Below are 24,425 nucleotides of genomic sequence, written 5' to 3' on the forward strand. Positions count from 1 at the left end.
ACAATAAAAGTTAAATGGCGAACTTATACCCAAATAGGATAAATGTTATGGGTGATAGAACCAGCACGCCATTGCGAATATAAGAAAGTATATGGGGGCAGATGTACAAACCTCAATATCAATCTAACGTTTTTTCTTATTAACGCTTATCAATAAATGGGGTTTTTGTTGGTTTTTATCAATAAAGGCAATAGTTGTAGTTTCAATGCTTTGGAAAATAATGAATTCAGTCTATAATCACTTTCCAATCTATAGAGGAAGATCGTCGTCTCCGGTGAGGCGGCTGGATTTCAAATCCAGTTGGGGCTGCCAGCAGTCCCGGGCAGGTTCGACTCCTGTGATCTTCCGCCAAACGCAGTTTCTGAATTTCTCTCAAAGTCTATATTTTCCTTTTAAATCAACAAGATTAATCACTTCGAAGTCTGTCTGATTCTCCCCTTGTTTACTGGTTTATACCCCTGTTTGGGGGCAAAATTGGGGGCATAATTTTTCCCTATTTTTTGGATGCCCCCACAATGAAGCTTAAAGCCAGTCAGCTGGATATGGGCTTAACCAGCTATAAATTTGATGAGGTGCATAAAACCGATGTCACGATCGCGAAGAACTATCTTCGAGAAAATGAACTGAAAGAATTAAACCGTATCGTCAATATGTGGTTAGATTTTGCAGAAGACTAAGCACTGCGTCGTAAGCAAGTTTTTTTACAGGATTGGGATACCAAGCTGGATCAGTTTTTAAGTTTTAATGACCGTGAAGTTTTGCAATGTGCTGGTGGGATTAGTAAAAAAGCCTACCACTAAAAAACCAATCTGGGGGTATTAATGGGGGCACTGCTATTTATCCAACTCACCAAATGCGACTACTTTGTTCGATACCGTATCGCTTCTACAAAAGCCATAAAAGCGGGTGAGGACTGTCGACGGTTTGGGTAATACAGGTGAAAACCTTCAAAGTAAGGGCTATAATCGATTAATACAGCCTGTAACTTCCCCTTGGCAATATAAGGCTCGGCTAAATGTTCTGGAATATAGGCTATTCCCATTCCGTCCAGCGCTGCATTTAACTGGTGCAGTGTACTATTGAAAACGAGTTGCCCATCCACCTTTATACTTGTTGTATGATCATTTTGTTTAAATTCCCACGCATAAATAGCCCCCGCAGCACGATGGCGAATATTGATGCATTGATGTTCAGATAAGTCGTTAGGAAATAAAGGTTTAGGGTGCTGTTTAAAATAGTCCGGTGAAGCGACTGCAATTAAGCGCCAATCTGGCCCAATGCGAACTGCTATCATGTCTTTATTGATATCATCGCCAATTCGAATTCCTGCATCGAAACGTTCTTCAACAATGTTTGTAAAACCATAGTCCACATATATTTCTATTGTGATATCAGGGTATTTTTGTAAAAAATTATTCAATATTGGTCGAATATAAATTTCTATTTGGTCATCGGTACAACTTAAGCGAATAGTCCCTCTAGGGCTGTCTCTTAACTCACTTAATGCATTAAGTTCAATATCAATCTGTTCAAATAATGGTCGGATGGCATTCATTAGCTGTGCGCCAGCCTCTGTTACTGAAACATTTCGGGTTGTTCTTGCGAGAAGTCGAATCCCTAAGCGTTCTTCCAAAAGTCGTATTGTATGGCTTAATGCCGAAGGCGTCACACCGAGTCTTGCGGCCGCTTTTGTAAAACTTTGCTCTTGAGCAACGATAAGAAAAGCGTGCAAGTCATTCATTTTACCTTTCATCATTAATGAATTTTTCTCACAAGTTCATAAAGATTATACCCACTAATTAAATTATTACCTGTATGCCATGATGATGTCCATTAAATATCGTAGGTACATAGGCGAATATAACCGATGGATAATGCCATTTTTCAAGAGCGAAATTTTCCTGAAAGAGCGAACTGGAGTGCAGTTTTTGCCATGACGCTATGTGTTTTTGTATTGATAGCCTCAGAATTTATGCCTGTGAGCTTGTTAACACCGTTAGCGCTTGATTTTCAGGTGACAGAAGGAATGGCGGGACAAGGTATTACTATCTCAGGAATATTTGCTGTCATAACGAGCTTATTTATTTCTGCACTTACTCGTAATTTAAATCGTAAAGCCTTATTGCTGGGGCTTACGTTCTTAATGGGGGCGTCAGGCGCGATGATTGCTTTAGCCACCAATTATTATACTTATATGGTTGGTCGTGCGCTAATCGGTATTGTTGTTGGCGGTTTTTGGTCTATGTCTGCTGCGATAGCAATGCGCCTTGTGCCGATAGATCAAGTTCCTAAGGCACTGGCTATTTTCAATAGCGGCAATGCGCTAGCAACGGTTATTGCTGCACCTTTAGGAGCTTATCTGGGCTCAACTATTGGATGGAGAGGGGCATTTTTAGGCTTGGTGCCTATCGCGATTGCAACTATTTTGTGGTTGTGGGTGAGTTTACCCTCAATGCCAACTGATCCGAACATTCATCAAAATACGCCTCAGATTTTCAGTATTTTTAGCTTCTTTAAATACCGCGTTATCACACTGGGTATGCTTGCTATCGGGTTATTTTTTATGGGGCAATTTACCTTATTTACCTATGTACGCCCTTTTCTTGAGACCGTCGTAAAAGTCGATATTTCGATGGTGACATTTAGTTTGTTACTTATTGGTATTACGGGATTTATCGGAACTCTACTGATTAATCGTGTATTAAAAATAGGGTTCTATCAAACATTAATCGCCATTCCACTATTGATGGCCAGTATTGCGGTATCACTTATTTTCTTTGGCTATTCCAGTCTTACTTCCATCGTATTATTGAGTATTTGGGGTTTTATCGCGACTGCGGCGCCTGTTGGTTGGTGGAGCTGGATACCTCGCATATTTTCAAATAGTGCAGAAGCAGGAGGGGGATTGATGGTTGCTGTGATCCAACTTTCCATTGCCTGCGGCGCTTCGGTGGGAGGCATAATATTTGATTTGATGGGCTATGAAAGTACCTTTGCAGTCAGTGCGTTATTTCTTGTAGTCGCAGCAATACTTGTTCAATGCACAGCAAAGGCTGAAAAGGAAACATAACCCATGGGCTGGAATATCACCAAAACAAGCAGTGATAGAGCTTTTCCAAAGAAATGACTAAAAGAGGATGTACATTATGGATCATGAACGTAGAGATTTATTGAAATTAACGGGGGCAAGTATTGCTGTTGCAGGTATGGCATCGATAATTACAGCGCCAGTATTAGCGCAACCAAATACAAATTTCAGTGAGCTATGGGATAAAACCTTTGTAAAAAGTGATAAGGTTGAACATAAAAAAGTCACATTCAAAAATCGTTATGGTTTAGCCTTAGTCGGAGATTTATATCAACCTAAACATACTAGTGGGTTATTTGCTGCGATTGTATTGAGTGGCCCATTTGGCGCAGTAAAAGAGCAGTCTTCGGGGTTGTATGCGCAAACATTAGCAGAGCGTGGTTTTATTACTCTAGCATTTGATCCCTCTTTTACTGGAGAAAGTGAGGGTGAGCCTCGAAATGTTGCTTCTGCGGATATCAATACGGAAGACTTTAGTGCTGCTGTCGATTTTTTAGGGCTACAGCCAAATGTGGATCGCGAGCGTATTGGTGCGTTAGCTATCTGCGGATTAAGTGGTATGGCTTTAACTGCAGCGAGTAGCGATTCACGTATTAAAGCCGTAGCAACAGCATCAATGTACGATATGTCTCGCAGTATTAGCCGCGGATACCAAGATAGTTACACCATTGAAGAACGACATAAAGTGATTGATTATCTTAGCCAGCAGCGCTGGAAAGATGCAAAAAACGGACACTATGCTTTAGGTTACCATGAGGTGCCATTCGATGAAGATGGCAATATTATCGAGGGACAACGTGTTTTACCGGAGACTCTGCCAGAGAATGCACCGCCTGTATTAGCCGCATTTTTTGATTATTACCGTACTCCTCGAGGTTTTCATCCCCGTTCAATTAATTCAACAACCGCGTGGACAGCAACAACGCCTATATCTTTTTTTAATTTTCCTATGCATACCAATATTGAAATGATATCACCAAGACCAATTTTGCTGATTGCAGGGGAAAATGCACATTCTCGTTATTATTCTGAAGATGTGTACAAAGTAGCTTCAGATCCTAAAGAACTCTTGATTATTCCAAATGCTGATCATGTTGATTTATATGATAATCTAAGCAAGATCCCTTTCGATAAACTCACTGTTTTCTTTCAACAGAATTTATAAATATAGTAGCACATTATTTTTAGTAAAATAATGTGCTTGCTGTCAGTTACTGCGTTACATCTGTTGGTGGCACTCAATTTCGCCAGTAGGCAACGCAAACGCTAGAACGGTATCTGATCAAAGGGTTTGTGATGGATGATGAGCGGCTGAATTACTTACTAGCGGTTCATAACTATAAAAAGTGTATTAAGAACCTCCCAGTATTCGTTGGGCATTACAGATTTTAGTTGGGTTGACTTTCTAACTAGAAATCAGCCTTAGAAAAACCGGTCATAACATCCAGCTCCATTTCGCGGCCTAATGCCGTCATTGGATGGACAATGGTCAAGCCCCGCACGGATTTTTTCAGCTTGCCAAGGTCGGCTTGTTCTTTCTTAGTGATGGGACGCTTGAACGGCATATCTACTAGTTTTTGCGCTTCTTTGCTTAGTTTTTTGTTACGCACCGCCTTCAGACGAGCGATTTCAATTTCCAGTGTCGCTTTTTCTTTCTCTAGTTCTGCGTGTTTTTCTACTTCACTCGTCAGTTGCATACTTGCCATCTGGCGACGAATAAGATCTAAACGGTCGCTAAGAAGCTTAATTTGTGCTTTTTCGATTTCTTTCATTATATTAATTAACCGTGAATAAATTTCTTGTTGGCAAGTATACACTATTCTAGATAAGGGGGGAAAAGGGATACAGGGCGGTTAGCTATCAAATATAACACTTATGACAAATTGTTAGATAGAACTTGTTATTAAACCAATGTAGGTTCAGCCAATAATTGTATTATCATCGCTAGCATCTTTTCTTAAATAACATCACATAATTTCTCTATCAATAAAGCTCAAAACCTATCAGGTCTCAGTCGCTACAGGTATAATCACATAATTATCCGATAGATTTAGAGGCGAAGATGGCGAAACTCACCTTACAAGAGCAAATGCTAAAAGCAGGATTAGTTACCAGTAAGAAAATGGCAAAAGTGCAAAGAACGGCTAAAAAATCACGTGTTCAGGCGCGTGAAGCAAGGGAAGCCGTAGAAGAAAATAAAAAAGCACAGCTTGAGCGTGACAAACAATTGAGTGAGCAGCATAAACAAATGGTGCAATCCAAAGAGTTTAAAGCGCAAGTTAAACAACTTATTGAAATGAATAAAGTTGATATTTCAAAGGGAGATATTAGTTTTAATTTCACAGATAACAACGTTATCAAGCAAGTTGTTGTAGACAAAATAACACAAACACAACTGATCAGTGGGCGTCTGGCGATTGCACGTTTAGCGATTGATAACAGTGATGTTAACGAGTATGTGATTATTCCAGCAAGCGTAGCGGATAAAATAACGCAAAGAGATGCGGATAGTATCGTACTCAACAATGCACTCAGCCAAGAAGAACAGAATGAAGATGACCCGTATGCGGACTTTAAGATCCCTGACGACTTGATGTGGTAATACTCGTCAAATTTTAAGTCGTAGCTTTGGCGTTAAAACGGGCTGGCGCTAAACATTTTAACGTTCTTCTGACTCGCAGGGTGAACAAAATGCAATTCACTAGCGTGCAAAAGTAAACGTGGAGTTTGCTCAGTTCCTTGTAATAATCGCCCACCATATAGGTCGCAGCCTAATATAGGGTAACCTAATTTTTGGCAATGGATGCGTAGCTGGTGGGTACGCCCTGTCTCAGGGGTTAATTGGACACGGGTTACAGGTAACGATATCCCATTTTCTACAGGGTGATACAGACGCTCTATTACTTGATAGTGGGAGCGGGCAGGTTTGCCATTCACCTCGCAAAGCGACATGCGGGGAAACTGTGCAGGGTCTTTTGCTATTGCCGCATCAATGACCCCCTCATCATTAGCTAAGTGGCCACAAAGTAAAGCTTGGTATATTTTAATGACAGAGCGTTGGCTAAATTGCTGGCTCAGAGCTGCATTGATGGCTTTATTGCGAGCAACCACCATTAACCCAGATGTGCCAAAATCGAGACGGTGAACAAGAGTACAGTCTGGGAATATTTGTACTAATCGGTGATGGACGGAGTCTAAGTTTTGTGGGTTTTTTCCAGAAAGGCTGAGTAGGCCACTTGGCTTATTAATAAGAACTAGATGCTCATCCTGATAGATAATTTCTATCTCATCGTGACAGGGCGGGGCAATAAAGGTGTCGATGATTTCAGTCATTAGCCTTTCCAGCAAAAAATGGTGGTTGATAATAACCAATTTTTAGTAGGTAGGCGAACGCTGTCACTTGCATCACGTAAATTTATCACTCAGACTAAAAGCAAAGCCGTAGTCTGCACACGCATTGTGCTCTATACTGCGTGTTGTAAAAACTGAGTCAATAAAAGATTAATTAGGCGGTAATGGCAATGAATGGAACGATCACAACATGGTTCGAAGATAAAGGTTTTGGATTTATCAAAGATGAGAATGGCGATAACCGTTATTTTCATGTGGTTAAGGTTGCCAACCCAGATTTGATTAAAAAAAATGCTGCAGTCACTTTCGAACCGACGACAAATAATAAAGGGTTATCTGCTTTTGCGGTCAAAGTCATACCTGAAAGTAAATATATTTATATCGCAGGAGAACGGATTAAGATTACATCAATTAAATCCTATCGTGTTTATTCAGTAGAAGTACCTGCAGATACGCGTATCGATAAAGAAAATACCGTGTTATCAATTGGCGCATTAATGAATAGTATCAAACCAAAATCAGATAAACCTGGTCAAATGCGTTCATTGAAAAAATTAGAAATTAGTACGTTACATGGGACATCATTAACATTTTCGGAAGATGAAATTGATATCGATGAAGCTGTGAAACAACTTAAGTTTAAGTGATTTCTTGTCAGGTAAACAGCACCACTCTTGAGTGCTGTTTACTTGTTTATTACTTTATTCTTATACAATAGAGTCATTTGAAAGCTAGCTAGGCTTATCGGAGAGGGGATATGTTAGATTTCTTAAAAAATTACGATAATTTAACCATTAGCGAAAAAAAAGTCTTAAAATACCTGACTGATAATATTACAGATATCCCTTACTTAAATATTAATGAACTAGTTGCTAAAACCTTTGTTTCTAAAACAGTTATTATTAATTTGTCGCAAAAATTAGGGTTTAGTGGATTTAAAGAACTTAAGTTTCAGATTAATAATTATATTTTAACAAAAAATAAAACTGAAAAAATCACACCTTCGTCTTATAAAAAACAACTCGAAAAAAATATTAATAAAAGTTTTACATTAATTAACGAAGAGCAAATTAGCGATTGCGCTAAAATACTACATAAATCGAGAAATATTTTTATTGTTGCCAGAGGGACAAGTAAAGCTGTTGGCTATTATCTTGAACACTTACTATTTGCGTTAGGTTTACACTGTTTTTTTATTAATGACTACAATTTATCTGACTCTTTCACTCGATTAGTTAGCAAAGATGACACCGTCATTTTTATCTCACTATCAGGGGGAACCAAAAAAATTATTGAAACAGCAAAAATTGTGCAATTAAAAGGGGCAAATATCATTAGTATGACCGCTTTTAATACTAATGAACTAACCACTTATACTGATAATACTTTGTTTTGTTTTGCCGATAATTTTGATACTAAAAGAGATGACACAAAATCCAGAATTGGCTTTTTTATTTTAGTTGATTTACTTATCAATGAATTAGAAAATCTACTTTAAATTTTCTTTTTTATTTTCTAAGAGAACTTCACTCGTCTTTCATTCTTATCTTTGGTAGATAGTTTTTATTAACATGACCTAAGTCATTAGTTATGACCTAAGATAACTTTTAAAACCGTGACATCATTTCTTTTATAATCCCCCCAAGCTAGTATGCCTTTAATTCTAATAATAGAAGTCATAAGGAAACAGTATGGCCAGAAAAAAGTTTGGTGAATCTATTCAACGCTTTGGGAGAACATTACTCCTTCCAATAGGTGTTTTAGCACCTATTGGTATGATATTGGGTATCAGTGGTGCATTAGTGCAAACTTATATGATTGCACGTTTTCCTTTTCTCGGAAATGAAACGGTTAATGCATTACTTGTCAGCATTCGTTCAATCGCGGGTGTTATTTTTGATAATATTCCCCTATTGTTTGCTATGGGTGTGGCCTATGGTATGAGCCATCGAGATAAGGGGATCGCCGTCTTTGCGTCGGTTGTCGGCTACTTGTCGCTGATCATCACCATGAATATTTGGTTAGTGCTTACTGGTAAACTTGCAGACCCTGCAATGATGGGGCAAGTAGGACAAATTAAAGTTCTTGGTATACAAACTTTAAATATCAGTGCCGCAGGAGGGATTATTACCGGTTTGATTGCCGCTTGGGCGACTGATAAGTTCTATAACCTTGAATTGCCAACCGCATTTGCTTTCTTTTCTGGTAAAAAATCCGTCTCTATTATTATGATCGGTTTAATGATTGGAGTGGGTGCGTTATTACCGTTTATTTGGGAAGTATTAGTCCAAGGTTTGATGAAACTCTCCGCGGTATTTTTAAGTCCTGTAGGGCCATTTTTTACCGCGGGTGGTGAACGTTTATTTATTCCATTTGGTTTACACCATGTATGGAACGTTTTATTTAGATTTACTGAGGCGGGTGGTACTTATGTTATTGACGGACAAACCTTTGTTGGTGTTGTTCCTGCATTAACTGAGGTGCTATTTAACCAAGGCCCAGATAGTGAATATTGGTCGATGATGCCAAGTTTGACTCGCTTTATGGCGCAGCAACAAATGCTAGTCACACTATTCCTATTCCCTGCAATTGCTCTTGCTATTTACAAAACATCGAAGAAAGAAAACCGCGCAGAAGTGAAATCCATGCTGGTTACCATGGTATTAACAGCCATGCTTGGTAACGTCACGGAGCCACTCGAATTTACCTTCGTATTTATTGCGCCATTATTGTACTTAATTTACGCCATTATTGTCGGTATCGGTGCGGTATTACTTTCTTTAGCTGAGGTCGGTATTGGTTATATTCGTGGAACCGTATTTGATTTCACGATTTTTGGTCTACTGTACGAAAACACTAACTGGATTTTCTTGGTTATTATCGGTAGCTGTTTGGCTGTCGTCACTTATTTTATTTTCTACTGGGCCATTATTAAGTTTGATATAAAAACACGAGCTATAGTCATTTGTGGTGTATGAGGGGAAAAGAGGGTGGCGTATCCTGTTGATTGTTTCCTCCAAGAAATAATTAACAGTAGAGCGATACGCCATGACAAATATTACCCTGAATGTTCTTTCACAACCAGATGAAACTGGCACTGATGTGCTAACTGCTTTATTGCGTAATGGTGCTCGTCAGCTCATTGCGCAAGCAGTTGAAGTAGAGCTGCAGCAACTGCTGCAAGCTCATGAAGAACTGCGTTTACCCGATGGCCGCAAAGCTGTGGTGCGTAACGGCTATTTGCCTGAGCGCAGCATCCAAACGGGCATTGGCGATGTTGATATCAAGGTGCCAAAAGTGCGTGATCGTAGCGGCTCTGGTATTCGTTTTACCAGCGCACTGCTACCGCCATACCTCAAGCGTGCCCGCAGCGTTGAAGAGTTATTACCGTGGCTGTATCTCAAAGGTATTTCCACTGGAGACTACCAAGAAGCCCTTGCAGCCTTGCTGGGTGAGAATGCCAAAGGTCTGTCAGCTAACACCATTTCCAGGCTCAAGGAACGCTGGATTGATGAGCACCGAGAGTGGCGACAGCGCGATTTGAGTGACAAGCGCTACGCGTACCTTTGGGTTGACGGTATTTACAGCAACGTCCGCCTCGATGACCGTTTGTGCTTGCTGGTGGTGATGGGCGTGACAGAGCATGGCCGCAAGGAACTGATTGCTGTTGAAGAAGGCTATCGCGAGTCCGAAGCCAGCTGGCTTGAGCTGCTGAATGGCCTGGTTGCGCGTGGGCTTACGACCTGCCCAAAGCTGGCAACAGCTGACGGCGCTCTGGGCTTCTGGAAGGCTCTGAGCAAAGTATACCCGCAGACCAAACAGCAACGTTGCTGGGTGCATAAGACGGCCAATGTGCTCAACAAACTGCCCAAGGCAGTGCAACCCAAAGTAAAAGAAGCACTGCATGATATCTGGATGGCAGAGACGCGTGAGAAGGCTCATAAAGCCTTTGATATAGCGCTGGAAAGGTTTACTGCTAAGTACCCACGCGCAATGGAATGCTTAGCTAAAGACCGTGAGAGCATGTTGGCTTTCTACGATTTTCCAGCAGAACATTGGGTGAGTATACGCACCACCAACCCAATTGAATCTGCCTTCGCTACAGTACGTTTAAGAACCAGCAAAACCCGCAACTGCGGTTCAAGAAACACAACCCTAGCAATGGTTTATAAATTGCTGCAATCAGCGCAGAAGCGCTGGAACCGCCTGAAAGGATTTCAACTGCTAACCCTCGTGGTCAATAACGTTAAATTCCAAGACGGCGAACAAGTAATGGAGCAGTCAGACAGGAAAACCGCCTGATGCTCGTACACCAGATTTGACCATAACTCTAAAAACACCAGGTCGCGAAGAATCGAGTAATCTGAAAAATACCTTAATTAAAGAAAAACGTTATGGCGAAATTGCAGAAATTTTAATTCAAGCGTTAGGTGGCAAACAAAATATTCGTAACGTAGATAACTGTATTACCCGTATGCGTATTGATGTTGGAGAAGTGAACCAAATTGATAAAGATTTAATGTTGGAATCAGGATGTACCGCATTCTTCTTTCCATCGGCAAACCACGTCCATGTTGTATATGGACCAAAGGTTGAGTTTGTTCGCAATGCTGTTGATGAAGCAATGAAGAAATAAAGAAGGGATACGAAATGAGAGCATTATACGATTCTAAAAGTAAAACTATTGATGACCGTGGAATTAAAGACTTATTGTCTGATGAAGCAAAATATTCTACTTGGTTAATGTTTGAATCCATGCTGGCCCAAGCTCAAGCGGAACTGGGATTTATTCCACAATCCGCGGCAGATGAAATTAAAGAAAAGGCCGTTATCGAAAATATCGATTTTGAAGAAATGAGCCGTATTTACCAAAAAATAGGCCATGGCTTTGTACCTTTCTTGAAAGTTTTAGTGAATGCTTGCTCTGAGGAAAGCGGTAAATATATCCATTATGGAATTACCACGCAAAATATTCAGCAAAGTTCACAGCTCTATATGATGAAAACTGTACATCATAAATTTATGTTGTTACTCGGTGAAATCATCGAAAACTTAGCCGATTTGGCCGAAAGAACCAAACATATGGTGATGCCGGGAAGAACTCATGGGCGTCATGCCATCCCCATCACCTACGGCTATAAAGTTTCGGTGTGGATCAGCGATTTTATTGATTGCTATCAACGTATGAAAGAGTGTGAAAAACGGGTTTTCACTATTATGATGGGTGGTGCAGTTGGTGCATTTAACTCAATGCCTAGTGTTGGTATGGCGGTACAAAAACGTGTTGCTGAGTTGGTAGGGATGGAAGCCATGGAAGTGCCATCCAGAAACTTGAGTACGCATAAGCTTGAATATATGGCAAATTTAGCGTTAATGGCCAATATTTGCCATAAAATCGGTGAAGAAGTTTATAGCACAACGTTAGAAGAAATTGCAGAGGTTTCTGAAGGCTTTACTAAAGGAACAGTGGGCAGTAGTACTATGCCGCATAAAATAAACCCAAAACTTGCTAAGGGAATTATTGCTAACTCACAGAAATTATATTCTTTACCGAGTGTTGGTATGTATTCTGCGGTAAGGCCTTATGAAGGTGATAGTAGTTCTTATATGTTATTTGATGGGTTAATCGAAGAAGCTTTGGAATTGACCACGGAAATTTTACTAAGAACTGAAGAGCTTTCTAGGACGATTGTGCCACATGAAGAGAGAATGCTTCATAATGTCTTGAGAAACAAAGGTCTGGATAATACTGAGTATGTCATGATGAAGATGGCGGAAAAATTAGGTAAAGATAAAGCTCACTCCCTTCTGTATGAAGAAGCAATTAAAACTGCGGCGGATGGGGAAGATTTTTATACTAATTTGACCAAAAATAGTGTGATATCAGCAGCATTCAGTAATGAAGAAATTAAAGCAATGCTTGACCCGAGATCTTATATTGGGTTATCCGTTGAAATTGCAGAAAAAGAAGCAAAACGTGGATTAGTCGTTTCGCAAGAAATTAAGCAACAGTACAAATAGGTATTTTTAGTATCTACTAAAAATGTTTAAAACAAGGGGCCGTCTATTATATCGATAGCCCCTTACTTATTTATTCGCCAGCGAGTGCTCTTGGGAATAATAAGTTATTTTCTAGGTTAATGTGATTCATTAAATCATCAATCAGTTCATTGATACCATTATACAACACACGCCAGGTAGTACAGGCTTCTGGTGGCGGTGTGACATTATTGGTAATACCTTTAATTGCTTCTAAGATATCACCAGCATCATCATGTTCTTGTTCCATGACACTAATTGGACCTGCTGCGTTTCTGCCCATTCCGTTTTTTATCATAGGGAATAAAACGCGTTCTTCTTTCATCATATGGCTAGCTAGTTCTTCCAGTAATGCTTCTAAGTATTTTGATAAACCTTTTGGCACGCTTGGCTTATTTATATGAACGCGTTCAACTTTTTGTGCCTGTAGTATTAGTTCAGGTAATTGTTCTCTGTGCCTATCATGATAGCGAACAATGATAAAATCGATAATCTCACTGAGTGGGGCTTTGCGCCAATCCTGTTCTAACGTTTCTGTGGCTAATTTAGCTAATTGGCTTTCTAATAGCTCAATATCTAACTTTAATTTTTCTGCGCTGCGACTCAGCGTCTGTTTGCCACCACAACAGTAATCCATATTATATTGGCGAAATAAAGAAGAAGCTCTAGGAATGGATAATGCGAGCTGTCCGAGTGTTTTATCTCTAAATTGCATATGAGGTATCCTTTAAAAAATCATAAAATTCTGATGCTACTTTGTTATTTAATTTATGCAGGTAATGCCCATTGGCGAGCAATATTACGCCCATATTCACGGCAGTCATCTAATGTTTTTGTGTCTGGTTTCCATTTTGCTTTTAAAGATAATGCGGTATCAAAACCGGCATCCATCAAACGTGTTTGAACACGGTCAACGGCGCCGCCATTCCAACCAAAACTACCGAAAGCAGCGGCTTTTTTATTTAAAAAACGTAAGCCTGTAATTTCTTCAAGCATACCTGCTATTTTAGGCATCATGACATTATTCATGGTTGAGGTACCGACCAGTGCCGCTTTGGAGCGAAAAACATGAGTAATAATGTCGTTTTTATCACTGCGTGCAACGTTAAATATTTTAACCGCGACATTAGGGTCGGCTTCATTGATGCCTTGAGCGATTGCATCCGCCATTAAACGAGTATTATTTGACATGGTATCGTAGAAAATAGTGATACGATCTTCTTGATAATCTGCTGCCCATTTCAAATACAATTCAATGATTTGATTTGGATTATCACGCCATACTACTCCGTGAGATGTCGCTATCATATCGACAGGTAGATTAAAGCCTAAAATTTCATTTATTTTTGGCGTCACTAAGCGGCTAAATGGGGTAAGAATATTGGCGTAGTAACGCTGGCACTGTTCGAATAATTCATTTTGGTCGACTTCGTCATTAAATAATCGCTCATCACAATAGTGCTGCCCGAAAGCATCATTACTAAAAAGTACGGCATCTTCAGTAAAATAAGTCATCATGCTGTCAGGCCAATGTAGCATTGGAGTCTCAATGAAAATCAATTGTTTATTGTTACCTATATCGAGCGTGTCACCTGTTTTAACGATTTTGAAATTCCATTCAGGATGATGGTGATGACCATTTATTGAATCAATGGCATTGGCTGTGCAATAGATCGGGGTATTAGGAATAAAGCTCATTAATTCGGTTAATGCACCTGCGTGATCTTCTTCTGCATGGTTAATGACGATGTAGTCAATATCATTTAAATCAATTTGCGAGCGCAAATTTTGAACAAACTCACGGCTAAATTTATGATCGACAGTATCAATAAGAACATTTTTTTCTTCGCGGATTAAATAGCTATTATAACTACTTCCCTTTAATGTTTTGTATTCGGTTCCATGAAAATCACGTACTTCCCAATCACGCTGACCTACCCAATGGATGTTATTTTTTACATGAATCGCCATATTAATTTTGTCCTGTAGCTTTAGAGTATAAGAAGACATAATCAATATTCATGCCAATATTTAACATTTTGATTTTTAACTAAATTAAAAAAATTTGTTTTAGTTTATAGTCAAAATGACTATGTCAAATGTTGTCATTATGACTATAATTGTTGTCAAATTGACAATGGGGAATGAATCATGGGTTTTTCTGTCGAGGCACTAGCAAAGATTGCAATCGAATTACAAAGTGGTATGGAGCATTCAGATCGATTTCAGCGTTTGATTACCACGTTAAGGCAATCATTAAGGTGTGATGCATGTGCGTTATTACGTTATGAATCAGGCCAATTTATTCCTTTAGCAATCGATGGGTTAATGGCTGATGTTTTAGGTCGTCGATTCTTTTTGTCAGGGCACCCTCGGCTAGAAGCAATTGCAAGAGCCGGTGATGTAGTGCGTTTTCCTGCTAATAGCCAGCTCCCTGACCCATACGATGGGTTAATTCCTCATCATCAACACCTAAAAGTTCATGCTTGTGTCGGCTTACCCTTGTATGCGGGGCAAAATCTTATTGGTGCATTAACATTAGATGGTATGGAACCTGATCAATTCGATGCATTTAGCAATGAGTCACTGAGGTTAATTGCCGCGTTAGCTGCGGGAGCACTAAATAATGCATTACTTATTGAACAACTTGAAAAGCAAAATATATTACCGAATAAACCCATACTATTTAAACCTTCTGGAGAAACCGAGATTATTGGTTTATCTCTTCGTATGCAACAATTAAAAAAGGAAATTGATATTGTTGCCGCGTCTGAATTAAATGTTCTGGTCGGCGGAGAAACGGGAACAGGAAAAGAGCTAGTCGTTAAATCTATCCATGAAAAATCCCTTCGAGCAGATCACCCTCTTATTTATTTAAACTGTGCTGCGCTGCCTGAGAGTGTGGCGGAAAGTGAATTATTCGGTCATGTTAAAGGTGCCTTTACTGGGGCAATTAGCCACCGTAGCGGTAAATTCGAAATGGCGGATAATGGTACCTTATTTTTAGATGAAATAGGGGAGCTTTCATTAGCGTTACAGGCTAAATTACTGCGAGTATTGCAATATGGCGATATTCAACGTGTTGGTGATGACCGTAGTTTACGCGTTAATGTTCGTATATTGGCGGCAACTAACCGTGATCTACGCGAAGAAGTGTTAGAAGGTCGGTTTAGGGCCGATTTATTTCATCGTTTAAGTGTATTTCCGCTATTTGTTCCCCCATTAAAGGAACGTGGCGAAGATATTATTTTATTGGCGGGGTTCTTCTGTGAACAATATCGCCAGCGTTTTGGCTTATCCAGTGTGGTACTGAGTCCTTCATTACAACGGTATTTACTCAATTATTCATGGCCAGGTAATGTACGTGAATTGGAACATGCAATTCATCGTGCCGTTGTTCTTGCTCGAGCTTCAAGTGATACTGATGAAATTATCTTACAGCCTCAATATTTTACCTTTGATAATAATAAGTATGAGTTTACAGAAACATCACAGAAAGTCTTACCACTAACTAAAAATTTACGTGAGGTAACGGATGATTTTCAGCGTAAAGTCATTTCACAAGTATTAGAACAAAGCCATTATAATTGGTCTGCATGTGCTAGAGAATTGTCTGTCGATATCGCTAATTTACATCGATTAGCTAAACGACTAGGTCTGAAATAAAGTATTAATGCCTGCTTTAGCCGGGGTACTGATAAGTACTTATTTTATTATTAGCACTATTCTTTTTCCATATAGTGTTTTACATATTTCTTAAGCTGTTCAAGTTCATTATTATCATGTTCGTTACGCTGTAAATGCTGAAATAGTGTGGAAATTCTCCTTAAGTCAAAGCGATTTTGTTGAATGCGTTTTTCAAGCACAATAAGGGCTCTTTTCTTTGATGAGTGCTGCGCAAATTGCTTATGTAAAATAAGTAGATACAACCAAATACTTTGTCGAGTTATAAAAAAATCAAATATAGGCGGGTGAGGAAGATTTGCTTTTTTTGCTAGCAATAATCCACTAAATAAACGGTGCATGAATTGGGATGTGGAAGGCTTATTGCCCTGAATTAGAGCCGTTACTCCTTGTTTAAATTGCTGCTCAGAGAGATAGATTAATTGCTGGTAACGCTTGGTCGGGTTGGTTGGATAAATCCATGCGAAAGCAGCCATTGCAACTAATGGGCCTGAAACTATCGCAATGGCATTACCGATACTTTGAGGGAGTGAAAGAGAAAAAGGATAGCTCGGTTGGAGCAAAATTAAAGAAACCATAATGTAATCAAAAGCAATTAAAATTAGGCGGTTATGGGAAAAAATGATAACGCCACTAATAATCACTGGAATAATGAAAAAGGTCATCTGCCATGATGAAGAGGCAAAAGGCCATAAGTACCATGTGCAGATTAACGCTGTAATAGCGCCAAACAATTGCCCAGTAAAAATATTTTTCATAAACCTAGCGGGGTAATCGAGGGATGCGAATAGAGCCAACATCACTGAAAGACCGAGAGTAAGATAAGCCAGTACTTGCCACTGTGTCCACAACCATAACAAACCAACTGCAGCGATAGTCATAAAAGAACGAGCAAAGGCGTGCCACGCTGAAATTTTATCTTGATGAAGCTTCAGTTTATCCACTTTTTCAAAGTGTTTCGCTGATTTACCAAAAATAGCATAGTAAAGTGGGATCAATAGTGTTTTCAGTACTCCAGCGGGGCATAATGATAAAATATGTTTCCATTGAGTCTCAGTTGGCTCTAGTGCAGGAAAATAAAAAGGTGCAATAGATTGATATTTATCTAAGTGTAATAATATTTGGCTTTGAAACATGAGTTTTTGACGCGCTTTAGCAACTTGTTTGCGGTGATAACGCCAGCCAATACGATGAGTCTCTAAAATTTCGTCATAGCTAGCCATGGTTTGCCAAAGATAGTCGATATCGTGTTGCTTAATTGGGTGCTTTTTCTCAAGTGAGTCATGTAGTATTTGGAAGAATAGTGTATCAATTTGATTTTTAAGGGTAATGATATTATCTTGTTCACGCTTAGGGGTAAAAAGGAAATTGAATACTACCGCTGAAAGCACGCCAACCAAAATGGTCCATAGCCGATCCCAAGCGACTATAAATAAGTTATCAGTAATATGAACGCTCAACATACTCACCATCACGGCGGAGTAACCTGCTAAAAATGTGCCATAAGCGACAAAGCCCTTTTGTAATTGGCCGATACCACTGCAAATGCCTAACCAACTCGCTAGCCCAATAATGAAAAGTAACGGGTGAATAAGGTGAAGCTGAATTAAAACGACACCGGCAAGCACACCACAAACTGTTCCAGCAAAACGCCACCAACTTTTTTCCAGTAAATTTTCGCGCCAAGGTTGCGCTGAAGCCCAGACGGTCATGGCTGCCCATTGGGGGTGAACTAACTCTAAATATTGAGCAATAAAGAGCGCAGCAATTGATGCACAAGCGGTAATGGCGGCAAAACGAAAGCGTGCTGGGTTGAATCCCAATGAATTCAGTAAAGTTATTATTTTTGACATAGAATATGAGTAAATTTGGGGTGTTAAAAAAGTATTTAGTTGATAATATCAACTAAAATCAGCGTGATTATTAACTAATTGGTTGATAAAATCAACTAAAGAGGGATTATGCGTACAGAACAGGCTCGAGTATTTGGAGTGATTAGTCGAGCAGCTCACCATTATATGAAATGGATGGGAGAGCCTTATGGTATCAATGCAATTGAGTGTTTGATGATTTTACATATTCATCAATATGATGCATCAACCCTAGAGCAGATTACGAAAGCGATGGTTGTGGATAAATCAGTGACGACTCGAGGTGTGAGCAAATTTTTAGCTAAGGGGTGGGTTGCTAAAACGAATAGCTTAGTCGATAAACGGGTTTATCATGTTTCGTTGACAGCGCTCGGCAAAACGATTGTGAATGAGTTAAATTTTAAACTAGATAAATGGAATGATTATTTAGCGGCGGATTTGCCAGAACAAGAGGCTGATCAGCTATTTAGTGCACTAGAAAGCTTAGCGAAACGAGCTATTGAAAGCTCGGCGGCAGATTTTCCGAGTTTATTAGAAAAACCAAATGAGTGAGGCTCAATAACCAACCTAGCAATGTTATGTATTTAGGACTGGTTTGAGAGCGGGTTATGTAATTCTTCATTAAGAGGAGGAGAATTCTTTAAATTTATTTTGGCGAAATGAACGTTGTTATTGCGAAATAGCGGTCATAGGAAGTAATACTACTTCAGACATATTCTCAGGTATTGGGCTTAGTTTATTACTCATCATGATTAATTCGCCATCTTTTTCAATTCTTGCACTCATTCCTAAGGTATACCGTTTGGATTGAAATTCTTCAGGAAGAGCGACTGTAAATGCGATACTACGTCCTGCACTTTTTGTTTTTAAACTGTAATCCAGATTAGACTTTGCGTTGTTTTCATTTTGTTGTATTGAGGTCAATGAGAGTGTAATTGTGGAATTTTCGGGAATATCATAAGAGTGCGAATAAATATTACCATTAATATTATAAGCGGGAGTATGAGTAAAATAACTCATTAAAGTACTATTACAAGCAGATAGCATGAAGGTTATAAAAAGTATAAATAATAAAAAAAAGTATTTCTTTGAAAAATTTGGGTTAATATTTAGCATTAAATTTTCTCTTTGATGAAATCTGGTTATAGTGATGAACGAATAAACATTCTCTGAAGAAAATATCGTATATAGGTGTAAAGGCTTTTTTTTGTGTCATATTTTGAGAGTGTTGGCATTTCTGATTTCTCTCCTGTATATAAAATACCAATTCGAGGTAAGGTCATAATTAAATTTTCATCGAGATCGACTTTTTTAAAGGATTGTCGTAATTGCCTGACTAGCTTGTAATAACTACTTTCAGTTACGATAGTGCCTCTTTTTTCCCAAATTTCATACATAACTTCTCTTTTACTATTTGTTTTTATTAATAATAATTTAAGCAGGCATGATTCATTTTCGGAAAGGTTAACGACATTTTTTTCATGGGAAAGTGTGCGTTTCAGTGGGTCATACACGACATTTCCAGATAAGAGGATCATTGATTCCTTTTCATTATAGTCAATATTATTCATAAAATTTTGTACTGTTGATAAACCGGTCATAATTGATACCTATCCTGATTATCGATGAAATATATGTCAATACAAAAAACGAGACTAGATAATATATTTAAAAAATAAAATCGCTTTTTGATATTGATTCAATGTGTTTTGATAAAGTGAATTTAAACGATATTCAGAGGTTGTATATATCAATTTTTATTTAAATTTTTTATGTTTTTTAGCTTTTGCTAAATAAATAGGCTTAGGGTATTAAAAAAATACACTAAACCTATAAATATTAGTCGATAGATAATAAATTCAAGATGAGGGTAATAGAGGCAATTAATGCTAGATTACTAGTTCATCATCCTCATCGTCGCTACCCTCTAAATTAATATTAGTCATATTATGACGAAGTTGGTTGCTAAGAGGGGCGCTCATCAAACTGATAGACATATAATGGTTGAGTGAGCGATTAAATTTTTTATTTAGTGATACTAGCTCTGGGTCATTTGATGATTGTAATGCTTGGCTAACACCGGCGATAAAGTTTTGTTTTTCATCTTTACCCAATGCAATCATAGTTTTAAATACATGAGAGAAGAATATTTTGTCATCTCCCTTTGATTTAAGCTCATCAATAAAGTTGTTAACTTTATTTTTTTCTATAGGGGATAAATCTATTTTTTCGCTGTATTGATACTTATTTGTGGTCTCCATATTTTTCTCCTGCCATATTGAGGTCATTTTACTTTGAATATTTTCTGTATGAATTTGAGAACCGTTATATTGAGGATTAATAACCTTAGTTTGTAGATTAGTCTGCATATTTGTGTTCTTCCGGTATTGAATTTATTGTTGTTATCAAGTTTTGATAGGCATTTTTATGCATTTTTAAAATTTGGCATTGTGTCGGAACAGAAAATACATGAGGAAAAATATTTTTAGAGGCAATGACAGGGGAAAAGTAGGTGATTCTATTATCGACTTCTAAGGCAATTGTATTATCAGCCGTGGTTGAAAACTTCATATCAGAACCACCTATCGTAATACGAGTTTGCATTTTTTCAGGTAAGTGTAATGTTGTATTGGTTGTTTTTGCACATTGCCTCTCAAAATAGGTTGCAACCGTCTCTTGTAGATGGTTATCACCAAAAATATCATTCAATATTTTCATCAGCTGTTCTTTGCTTTGACTGATATTTTCTTGGTATTGAATTTCACTGGTTTCTACCGCATGAATAAAATCAGTTAATAATTGTTTAATTCCATCGTTATAGCCTTGTTGATAAGCGGTTTGGTAGATAGCTTCTTGCTGTTGTTTTGTTTGTTTGTATAGCTCACTCGCCTTTTTTTGAGCTTGTTGAGTGATAATTGTGTGGTATCTATCGGCACTCAATGCTTGGTATTTGATCAAAACTTTTTCAGACATCGTCTGTTTAACATTTGGGGGTGTTTTCTCTGACATATCGACATGTTTCTTCAATAGTATTCCAAGGTAGCATCGTTTTTACGGATGACGGTATAAGTTGCTGAGTTTCAAGACTAAACATATATTTAGCTCGAAGAGTGTAAGCGGTGCCAAAAGGGGTTAAACACATCAATAATTGTTGTGCTCCAAGGGCAGTTAATACCTGTGGTGAAGTAGTGGGTTGATTTTCTGACTGCCAAAGTGGGCGACTTAGGCGTGTATGTAATACACGGTATTTGGAAAGTTCAACCCACCAAGGGAGCGGTTTGGCGTGTAACAAAACCCCTAAGCCTAACGCTACCTCCGGTAGTAAAGCCCAATGTTCAGATAATACTTTTGGCAATAAGGGAGTTTTCTCATTGGGTAAAGGCAATGAGTATTGATGAATCAATTGCTGATTGTGTTTACGTTGCAGTAAAGGTGGAAAGTCGTTATATCCGACCCCATTAAATTCACTATGGAAATAGCAACCTGGCGCGAGTAAAATATTCCCTTGTTCAATTAGTAGGTTAGTCAGCGTTGCCATCAACAGGTTTCTCCATCAGATGAGTTGCTGATTTTTTGTTACTTAGCTGGCGCCACAGTAATAGTAAAATAGTAAATAGAATGATAATTGCTGCGATAATTGAGCTGATTATAATTGGATTGAATGTATTTTCTGGTTCAGATTTAATTTGGTATTGTAATGGTGGCCGGTTGACGACGACGACTGAGACATTATCGTAATTTGCTTCAGCAAAACTGTTCGTTAGAAACAGTTTAATTTTATGCATCATCATCTGAGGATCTTCACTTCCGGAATAAGTAACTAAGCTAGACACATTTTGTATTTGCTTGGTCGGATTATTGCCATTTAATGGGTAGCTGACATGCACTCGAGCATTAATAATGTCGGGGATGGTGAGCAGTGATTGTTCAAGCCGTTGTTCGATTAAAGAAAGTAAACGGGTACGTTCTGCTTGTGGTGATGCGACCAAAGAATCTCCAGGGAATGCTTGAATAATTTCTATTGGCTCTTTTGATGGTAAGTTATATTGGCGCAATAAATCTACCGCGATAACAAAATCACTAGGTTGAACACGAATAGAATCCCCGTTTTTATTATCTTGTTTACGCGTAGCCTCAACACCATGCTCTTGCAGTATGGCCAACACTTCATTACTTTGCCTTTGGCTTAACTGGCTGAGTAATAATTGGTTATCACAGCCCGCTAAGAAGCTAATAAATCCAATCAAGATAAACTTCTTTAAAATATTCATGGTTTACTGTGCTTTTAAGACGGCATCAATTGCAGAGACGCTTTTATGTGTCAATGTGCTAATCATATTCATTGTCAGGCTATAATTGCCGACACGATTTTGAAATTGCAGTAGTTGGGTTGGGTTACTTGGGTCAATATTATTGACATTCTCAGTTAAGGCTTTCCGTTCTTGACTGACAGTTGCTGTGTATTCAGCAAATAGCTTTTTGACCTTGTCTTCAATCGGAAGAGATGGTGAGAGAACTGATGTGGTCTCTGTTGGGGCAGTGAGTAGTAAATGTGGTGTAATAGCTAACATAAATAATTATCCTAAATAAAATAGAGCATTATAATTAATAATGCTCTTTAAAATTAAACGTTACGAATAATGGCTTGGTCAGTATCTTTAATGGATTTCATAAAATTACTCTGCAATTGGCGTGCCATATTATAGTTACCACTCATAGCGGTGATTTTTGCCAACACTAGTGGGTTATCGACTTCTAAATTGGTGCTAGCAAGTAAGGTGTTTAATTCATCGCCAAATTTTGTAGCTTTAGCACTAATACTTGCCGAGGTACGATAGATCATACCCAGATCATTTTTACCTGTTCCTTCGGTTTCTAATTTAGAGCTGCCCCAACGGCCACTAGTATCTAAACCTGAAATTATATCTGACATTTTATTTCCTCTTTATGTTTAAAATCATATTAATTAAATTTTTTAAGTTAAAAACTGATTGAATTAAAAAACCAATGGTTATTACCTAATAGAATATAACCATTTGCATTGGTGACAAATGATTTTCCTTCGAGCTTGTTATTTGCAAGGGAAATAGAAAATTGAATGTGATTTTCTCCCCATTTTTTGTAAAATAAATTTGTAAAATTAATCAGTGAAGCCGTCTGGTCGTCATTTAAGCTGTCTTTTATTATAAATATGACTTTATTATCTTTAGTGATTTTACGCCATTGAACATTACTTTCTGTTAATCCTAACTCTGCTTTTTGTAATAATTCACCAAGGTTAACCTGTTTTATTTCACTCTTAATATAACAACTGAAATAACCAGATAATATTTTGTCTATTTTATTGTTTACATTAATGGATGTTTTGTCATCTATCGCTGTTATTTTTGGATTACATGGGTTACTAAGCTCTATCTTTAATGTATCTGGAAATACGTCAATAATCTTATTTTCAATTTCATTTTCGAGTTTATTTATTATTTTAATTGAAAACTTTTCATTATATTTAGCTTTGACTAGGCGTTGCATACTCCAGTCGGCATCTCTTTGGGTTTTAACTAAAATGAGGCTTTCGTCATTTGCACTTTGAGTTACAGTAATAGGGTCGTGGTTGCCTTGAAGTATGCGCTCTAGTGTTTTTACTTTTTTCTCAGTACTTTGTTCTGGAATATATTGAAAAATAACGTAAGCAATAAATATTGAAAATAAAGTAAAGAAAAAGACCAGCATAGTTTGTTTATTAAAAACACTTGCTTTTTCCTTGGTTGACTTTTTTACTTTAGATTGAATGGCAGGTAATGGATTTTCCACTTCCGAGCTCAATGCATCCTCAAACGTTTGGAAGCTTTGCCAATCAGTATCTTGCATTTTTATTGCAATAGGAAATATATCAGCCAAAAGCAATTGCTGAAGAACGATAGGAATTTCGGTACTTAGTCCACTATCATTTAGTCTAATTGCCAAACCACTTTCAGTAGATTGACTTGCCGTAACAATTGAAAACTCACAGGTAATACCATCACTAGGGATCTGGTAAGTTGTAAATCCATCATCATTGATGTCAGTTTTGTAATCTAGGCCGTTACTAATGATAATAAGATTATTATCTGTATTAACCATTAACTCTTGGCCGGTCATAGGACCACTAGCAATTTTTATTATGCATGTTTGGCTATTTGTGTTACTCATAAAAATAATCTCATGGAATTCATTTCATTTTAGTTATGTATTTATTGGGTCTCGTTATTGGCAGCAAGTAAAACAAGAAATATTTTTTCTGTCAGTTGAATTGTTCTTATTCATTTTTACTTTTAATTTGGAATGGAAAGTGTGAAGGATTCCAGAGTATTCCCTTGAGGATTTTTCATCTATCGCTCATTCTGTATACACCA

General features: G+C 38.1%; 23 protein-coding genes, 1 tRNA gene and 5 pseudogenes. 14 read left to right on the forward strand and 15 right to left on the reverse strand.

All coding sequences use genetic code 11. The features are described 5' to 3' along the window. Positions 1–256: 256 nt before the first annotated feature. Positions 257–351, forward strand: a tRNA-Sec gene (locus tag M1F25_RS00540). A 176-nt stretch (positions 352–527) separates the two neighbouring features. Beyond that, positions 528–791 (forward strand): annotated as a pseudogene (rhuM, locus tag M1F25_RS00545) (RhuM family protein); the annotation flags it as partial. Between the two features lie 68 nt (positions 792–859). On the opposite strand, the gene M1F25_RS00550 reads toward rhuM (M1F25_RS00545), so the two are convergent. Then, on the reverse strand, positions 860–1,756 hold the full coding sequence (locus M1F25_RS00550) for a LysR family transcriptional regulator (protein ID WP_096863483.1): 897 nt from the start codon (positions 1,754–1,756) through the stop codon (positions 860–862). 111 nt (positions 1,757–1,867) lie between these two features. Here M1F25_RS00550 and M1F25_RS00555 point away from each other — a divergent pair, with 111 nt between their 5' ends. The 3 genes and pseudogenes from M1F25_RS00555 to rhuM (M1F25_RS00565) all read left to right on the forward strand — a co-directional run. Beyond that, positions 1,868–3,070: an MFS transporter gene (locus M1F25_RS00555; protein WP_181488983.1), complete on the forward strand. Its 1,203-nt coding sequence runs from the start codon at positions 1,868–1,870 to the stop codon at positions 3,068–3,070. 67 nt (positions 3,071–3,137) lie between these two features. Next, complete coding sequence (locus tag M1F25_RS00560) at positions 3,138–4,253, forward strand: alpha/beta hydrolase (protein WP_094960890.1); 1,116 nt, start codon at positions 3,138–3,140, stop codon at positions 4,251–4,253. 32 nt (positions 4,254–4,285) lie between these two features. After that, positions 4,286–4,402: pseudogene (rhuM, locus tag M1F25_RS00565) on the forward strand (RhuM family protein); the annotation flags it as partial. 95 nt (positions 4,403–4,497) lie between these two features. On the opposite strand, the gene M1F25_RS00570 reads toward rhuM (M1F25_RS00565), so the two are convergent. Beyond that, positions 4,498–4,860 (reverse strand): YibL family ribosome-associated protein, encoded by a 363-nt coding sequence (locus tag M1F25_RS00570; RefSeq protein WP_036958636.1) that lies wholly within the window; start codon positions 4,858–4,860, stop codon positions 4,498–4,500. Positions 4,861–5,150: 290 nt separating this feature from the next. Between M1F25_RS00570 and M1F25_RS00575 the strand changes: the two genes are divergently transcribed. Beyond that, a complete protein-coding gene (locus M1F25_RS00575; RefSeq protein WP_181488985.1) occupies positions 5,151–5,690 on the forward strand; it encodes a DUF2058 domain-containing protein in 540 nt (179 codons plus the stop codon). A 32-nt stretch (positions 5,691–5,722) separates the two neighbouring features. Here the strand turns inward: M1F25_RS00575 and M1F25_RS00580 are convergent, their stop codons facing one another. After that, positions 5,723–6,421, reverse strand: coding sequence for an RluA family pseudouridine synthase (locus M1F25_RS00580; RefSeq protein ID WP_181488987.1), 699 nt, complete (start codon positions 6,419–6,421; stop codon positions 5,723–5,725). Positions 6,422–6,603: 182 nt separating this feature from the next. On the opposite strand from M1F25_RS00580, the gene M1F25_RS00585 reads away from it, so the two are divergent. The 6 genes and pseudogenes from M1F25_RS00585 to M1F25_RS00610 all read left to right on the forward strand — a co-directional run bounded on the left by M1F25_RS00585 (position 6,604) and on the right by M1F25_RS00610 (position 12,460). Beyond that, complete coding sequence (locus tag M1F25_RS00585) at positions 6,604–7,086, forward strand: cold-shock protein (RefSeq protein WP_004263097.1); 483 nt, start codon at positions 6,604–6,606, stop codon at positions 7,084–7,086. A gap of 110 nt (positions 7,087–7,196) precedes the next feature. Then, positions 7,197–7,937, forward strand: a complete 741-nt coding sequence (locus tag M1F25_RS00590) for a MurR/RpiR family transcriptional regulator (protein WP_094960882.1) — start codon at positions 7,197–7,199, stop codon at positions 7,935–7,937. A 193-nt stretch (positions 7,938–8,130) separates the two neighbouring features. Next, positions 8,131–9,390, forward strand: a pseudogene (locus M1F25_RS00595) (PTS transporter subunit EIIC); the annotation flags it as partial. Positions 9,391–9,487: 97 nt separating this feature from the next. Beyond that, the gene (locus M1F25_RS00600) at positions 9,488–10,741 is read left to right on the forward strand and encodes an IS256 family transposase (RefSeq protein WP_135536280.1); all 1,254 of its coding nucleotides are present in this window, start codon (positions 9,488–9,490) and stop codon (positions 10,739–10,741) included. Between the two features lie 28 nt (positions 10,742–10,769). Beyond that, a pseudogene (locus tag M1F25_RS00605) lies at positions 10,770–11,075 on the forward strand (glucose PTS transporter subunit EIIB); the annotation flags it as partial. 14 nt (positions 11,076–11,089) lie between these two features. Continuing rightward, a complete protein-coding gene (locus M1F25_RS00610) occupies positions 11,090–12,460 on the forward strand; it encodes an adenylosuccinate lyase family protein (RefSeq protein ID WP_180312276.1) in 1,371 nt (456 codons plus the stop codon). A gap of 70 nt (positions 12,461–12,530) precedes the next feature. Here M1F25_RS00610 and ytfE read toward each other — a convergent pair whose 3' ends face one another. After that, positions 12,531–13,193, reverse strand: a complete 663-nt coding sequence (gene ytfE / locus M1F25_RS00615) for an iron-sulfur cluster repair protein YtfE (RefSeq protein ID WP_110592732.1) — start codon at positions 13,191–13,193, stop codon at positions 12,531–12,533. A 62-nt stretch (positions 13,194–13,255) separates the two neighbouring features. Then, positions 13,256–14,449 (reverse strand): annotated as a pseudogene (gene norV, locus M1F25_RS00620) (anaerobic nitric oxide reductase flavorubredoxin); the annotation flags it as partial. A gap of 180 nt (positions 14,450–14,629) precedes the next feature. Between norV and norR the strand changes: the two are divergent. After that, positions 14,630–16,144, forward strand: coding sequence for a nitric oxide reductase transcriptional regulator NorR (gene norR / locus M1F25_RS00625; protein ID WP_181488989.1), 1,515 nt, complete (start codon positions 14,630–14,632; stop codon positions 16,142–16,144). A gap of 56 nt (positions 16,145–16,200) precedes the next feature. Here the strand turns inward: norR and M1F25_RS00630 are convergent, their stop codons facing one another. Next, entirely contained in the window at positions 16,201–18,015 is a 1,815-nt protein-coding gene (locus M1F25_RS00630; RefSeq protein ID WP_181488991.1) for an FUSC family protein, read from the reverse strand. A 108-nt stretch (positions 18,016–18,123) separates the two neighbouring features. On the opposite strand from M1F25_RS00630, the gene M1F25_RS00635 reads away from it, so the two are divergent. Then, positions 18,124–18,585 (forward strand): MarR family winged helix-turn-helix transcriptional regulator, encoded by a 462-nt coding sequence (locus M1F25_RS00635; RefSeq protein WP_004263073.1) that lies wholly within the window; start codon positions 18,124–18,126, stop codon positions 18,583–18,585. 117 nt (positions 18,586–18,702) lie between these two features. Here the strand turns inward: M1F25_RS00635 and M1F25_RS00640 are convergent, their stop codons facing one another. From M1F25_RS00640 to M1F25_RS00680, 9 genes are all read right to left on the reverse strand, one after another. Then, on the reverse strand, positions 18,703–19,149 hold the full coding sequence (locus M1F25_RS00640; RefSeq protein WP_004263072.1) for a YbaY family lipoprotein: 447 nt from the start codon (positions 19,147–19,149) through the stop codon (positions 18,703–18,705). Between the two features lie 26 nt (positions 19,150–19,175). Beyond that, the gene (locus M1F25_RS00645; RefSeq protein WP_181489669.1) at positions 19,176–19,604 is read right to left on the reverse strand and encodes a winged helix-turn-helix domain-containing protein; all 429 of its coding nucleotides are present in this window, start codon (positions 19,602–19,604) and stop codon (positions 19,176–19,178) included. A gap of 318 nt (positions 19,605–19,922) precedes the next feature. Continuing rightward, on the reverse strand, positions 19,923–20,402 hold the full coding sequence (locus M1F25_RS00650) for a hypothetical protein (protein ID WP_094960875.1): 480 nt from the start codon (positions 20,400–20,402) through the stop codon (positions 19,923–19,925). Further along, positions 20,392–21,042, reverse strand: coding sequence for a hypothetical protein (locus M1F25_RS00655; protein ID WP_094960874.1), 651 nt, complete (start codon positions 21,040–21,042; stop codon positions 20,392–20,394). Before M1F25_RS00655 ends, M1F25_RS00650 begins: the two co-directional genes overlap by 11 nt. Further along, positions 21,014–21,571, reverse strand: a complete 558-nt coding sequence (locus tag M1F25_RS00660; RefSeq protein ID WP_094960873.1) for a hypothetical protein — start codon at positions 21,569–21,571, stop codon at positions 21,014–21,016. Before M1F25_RS00660 ends, M1F25_RS00655 begins: the two co-directional genes overlap by 29 nt. Continuing rightward, positions 21,555–22,304: a type III secretion system inner membrane ring lipoprotein SctJ gene (gene sctJ / locus M1F25_RS00665; protein ID WP_094960872.1), complete on the reverse strand. Its 750-nt coding sequence runs from the start codon at positions 22,302–22,304 to the stop codon at positions 21,555–21,557. The genes M1F25_RS00660 and sctJ overlap by 17 nt, the downstream gene beginning before the upstream one ends. Positions 22,305–22,307: 3 nt before the next feature. Further along, positions 22,308–22,604, reverse strand: a complete 297-nt coding sequence (gene sctI, locus M1F25_RS00670) for a type III secretion system inner rod subunit SctI (RefSeq protein WP_004263051.1) — start codon at positions 22,602–22,604, stop codon at positions 22,308–22,310. 53 nt (positions 22,605–22,657) lie between these two features. After that, a complete protein-coding gene (locus M1F25_RS00675) occupies positions 22,658–22,966 on the reverse strand; it encodes an EscF/YscF/HrpA family type III secretion system needle major subunit (RefSeq protein WP_094960871.1) in 309 nt (102 codons plus the stop codon). Between the two features lie 47 nt (positions 22,967–23,013). Beyond that, the gene (locus M1F25_RS00680; protein WP_094960870.1) at positions 23,014–24,222 is read right to left on the reverse strand and encodes a PrgH/EprH family type III secretion apparatus protein; all 1,209 of its coding nucleotides are present in this window, start codon (positions 24,220–24,222) and stop codon (positions 23,014–23,016) included. Positions 24,223–24,425 lie beyond the last annotated feature (203 nt).

This window comes from Providencia sp. PROV109, assembly GCF_033681625.1.
Lineage (GTDB): Bacteria > Pseudomonadota > Gammaproteobacteria > Enterobacterales > Enterobacteriaceae > Providencia > Providencia hangzhouensis.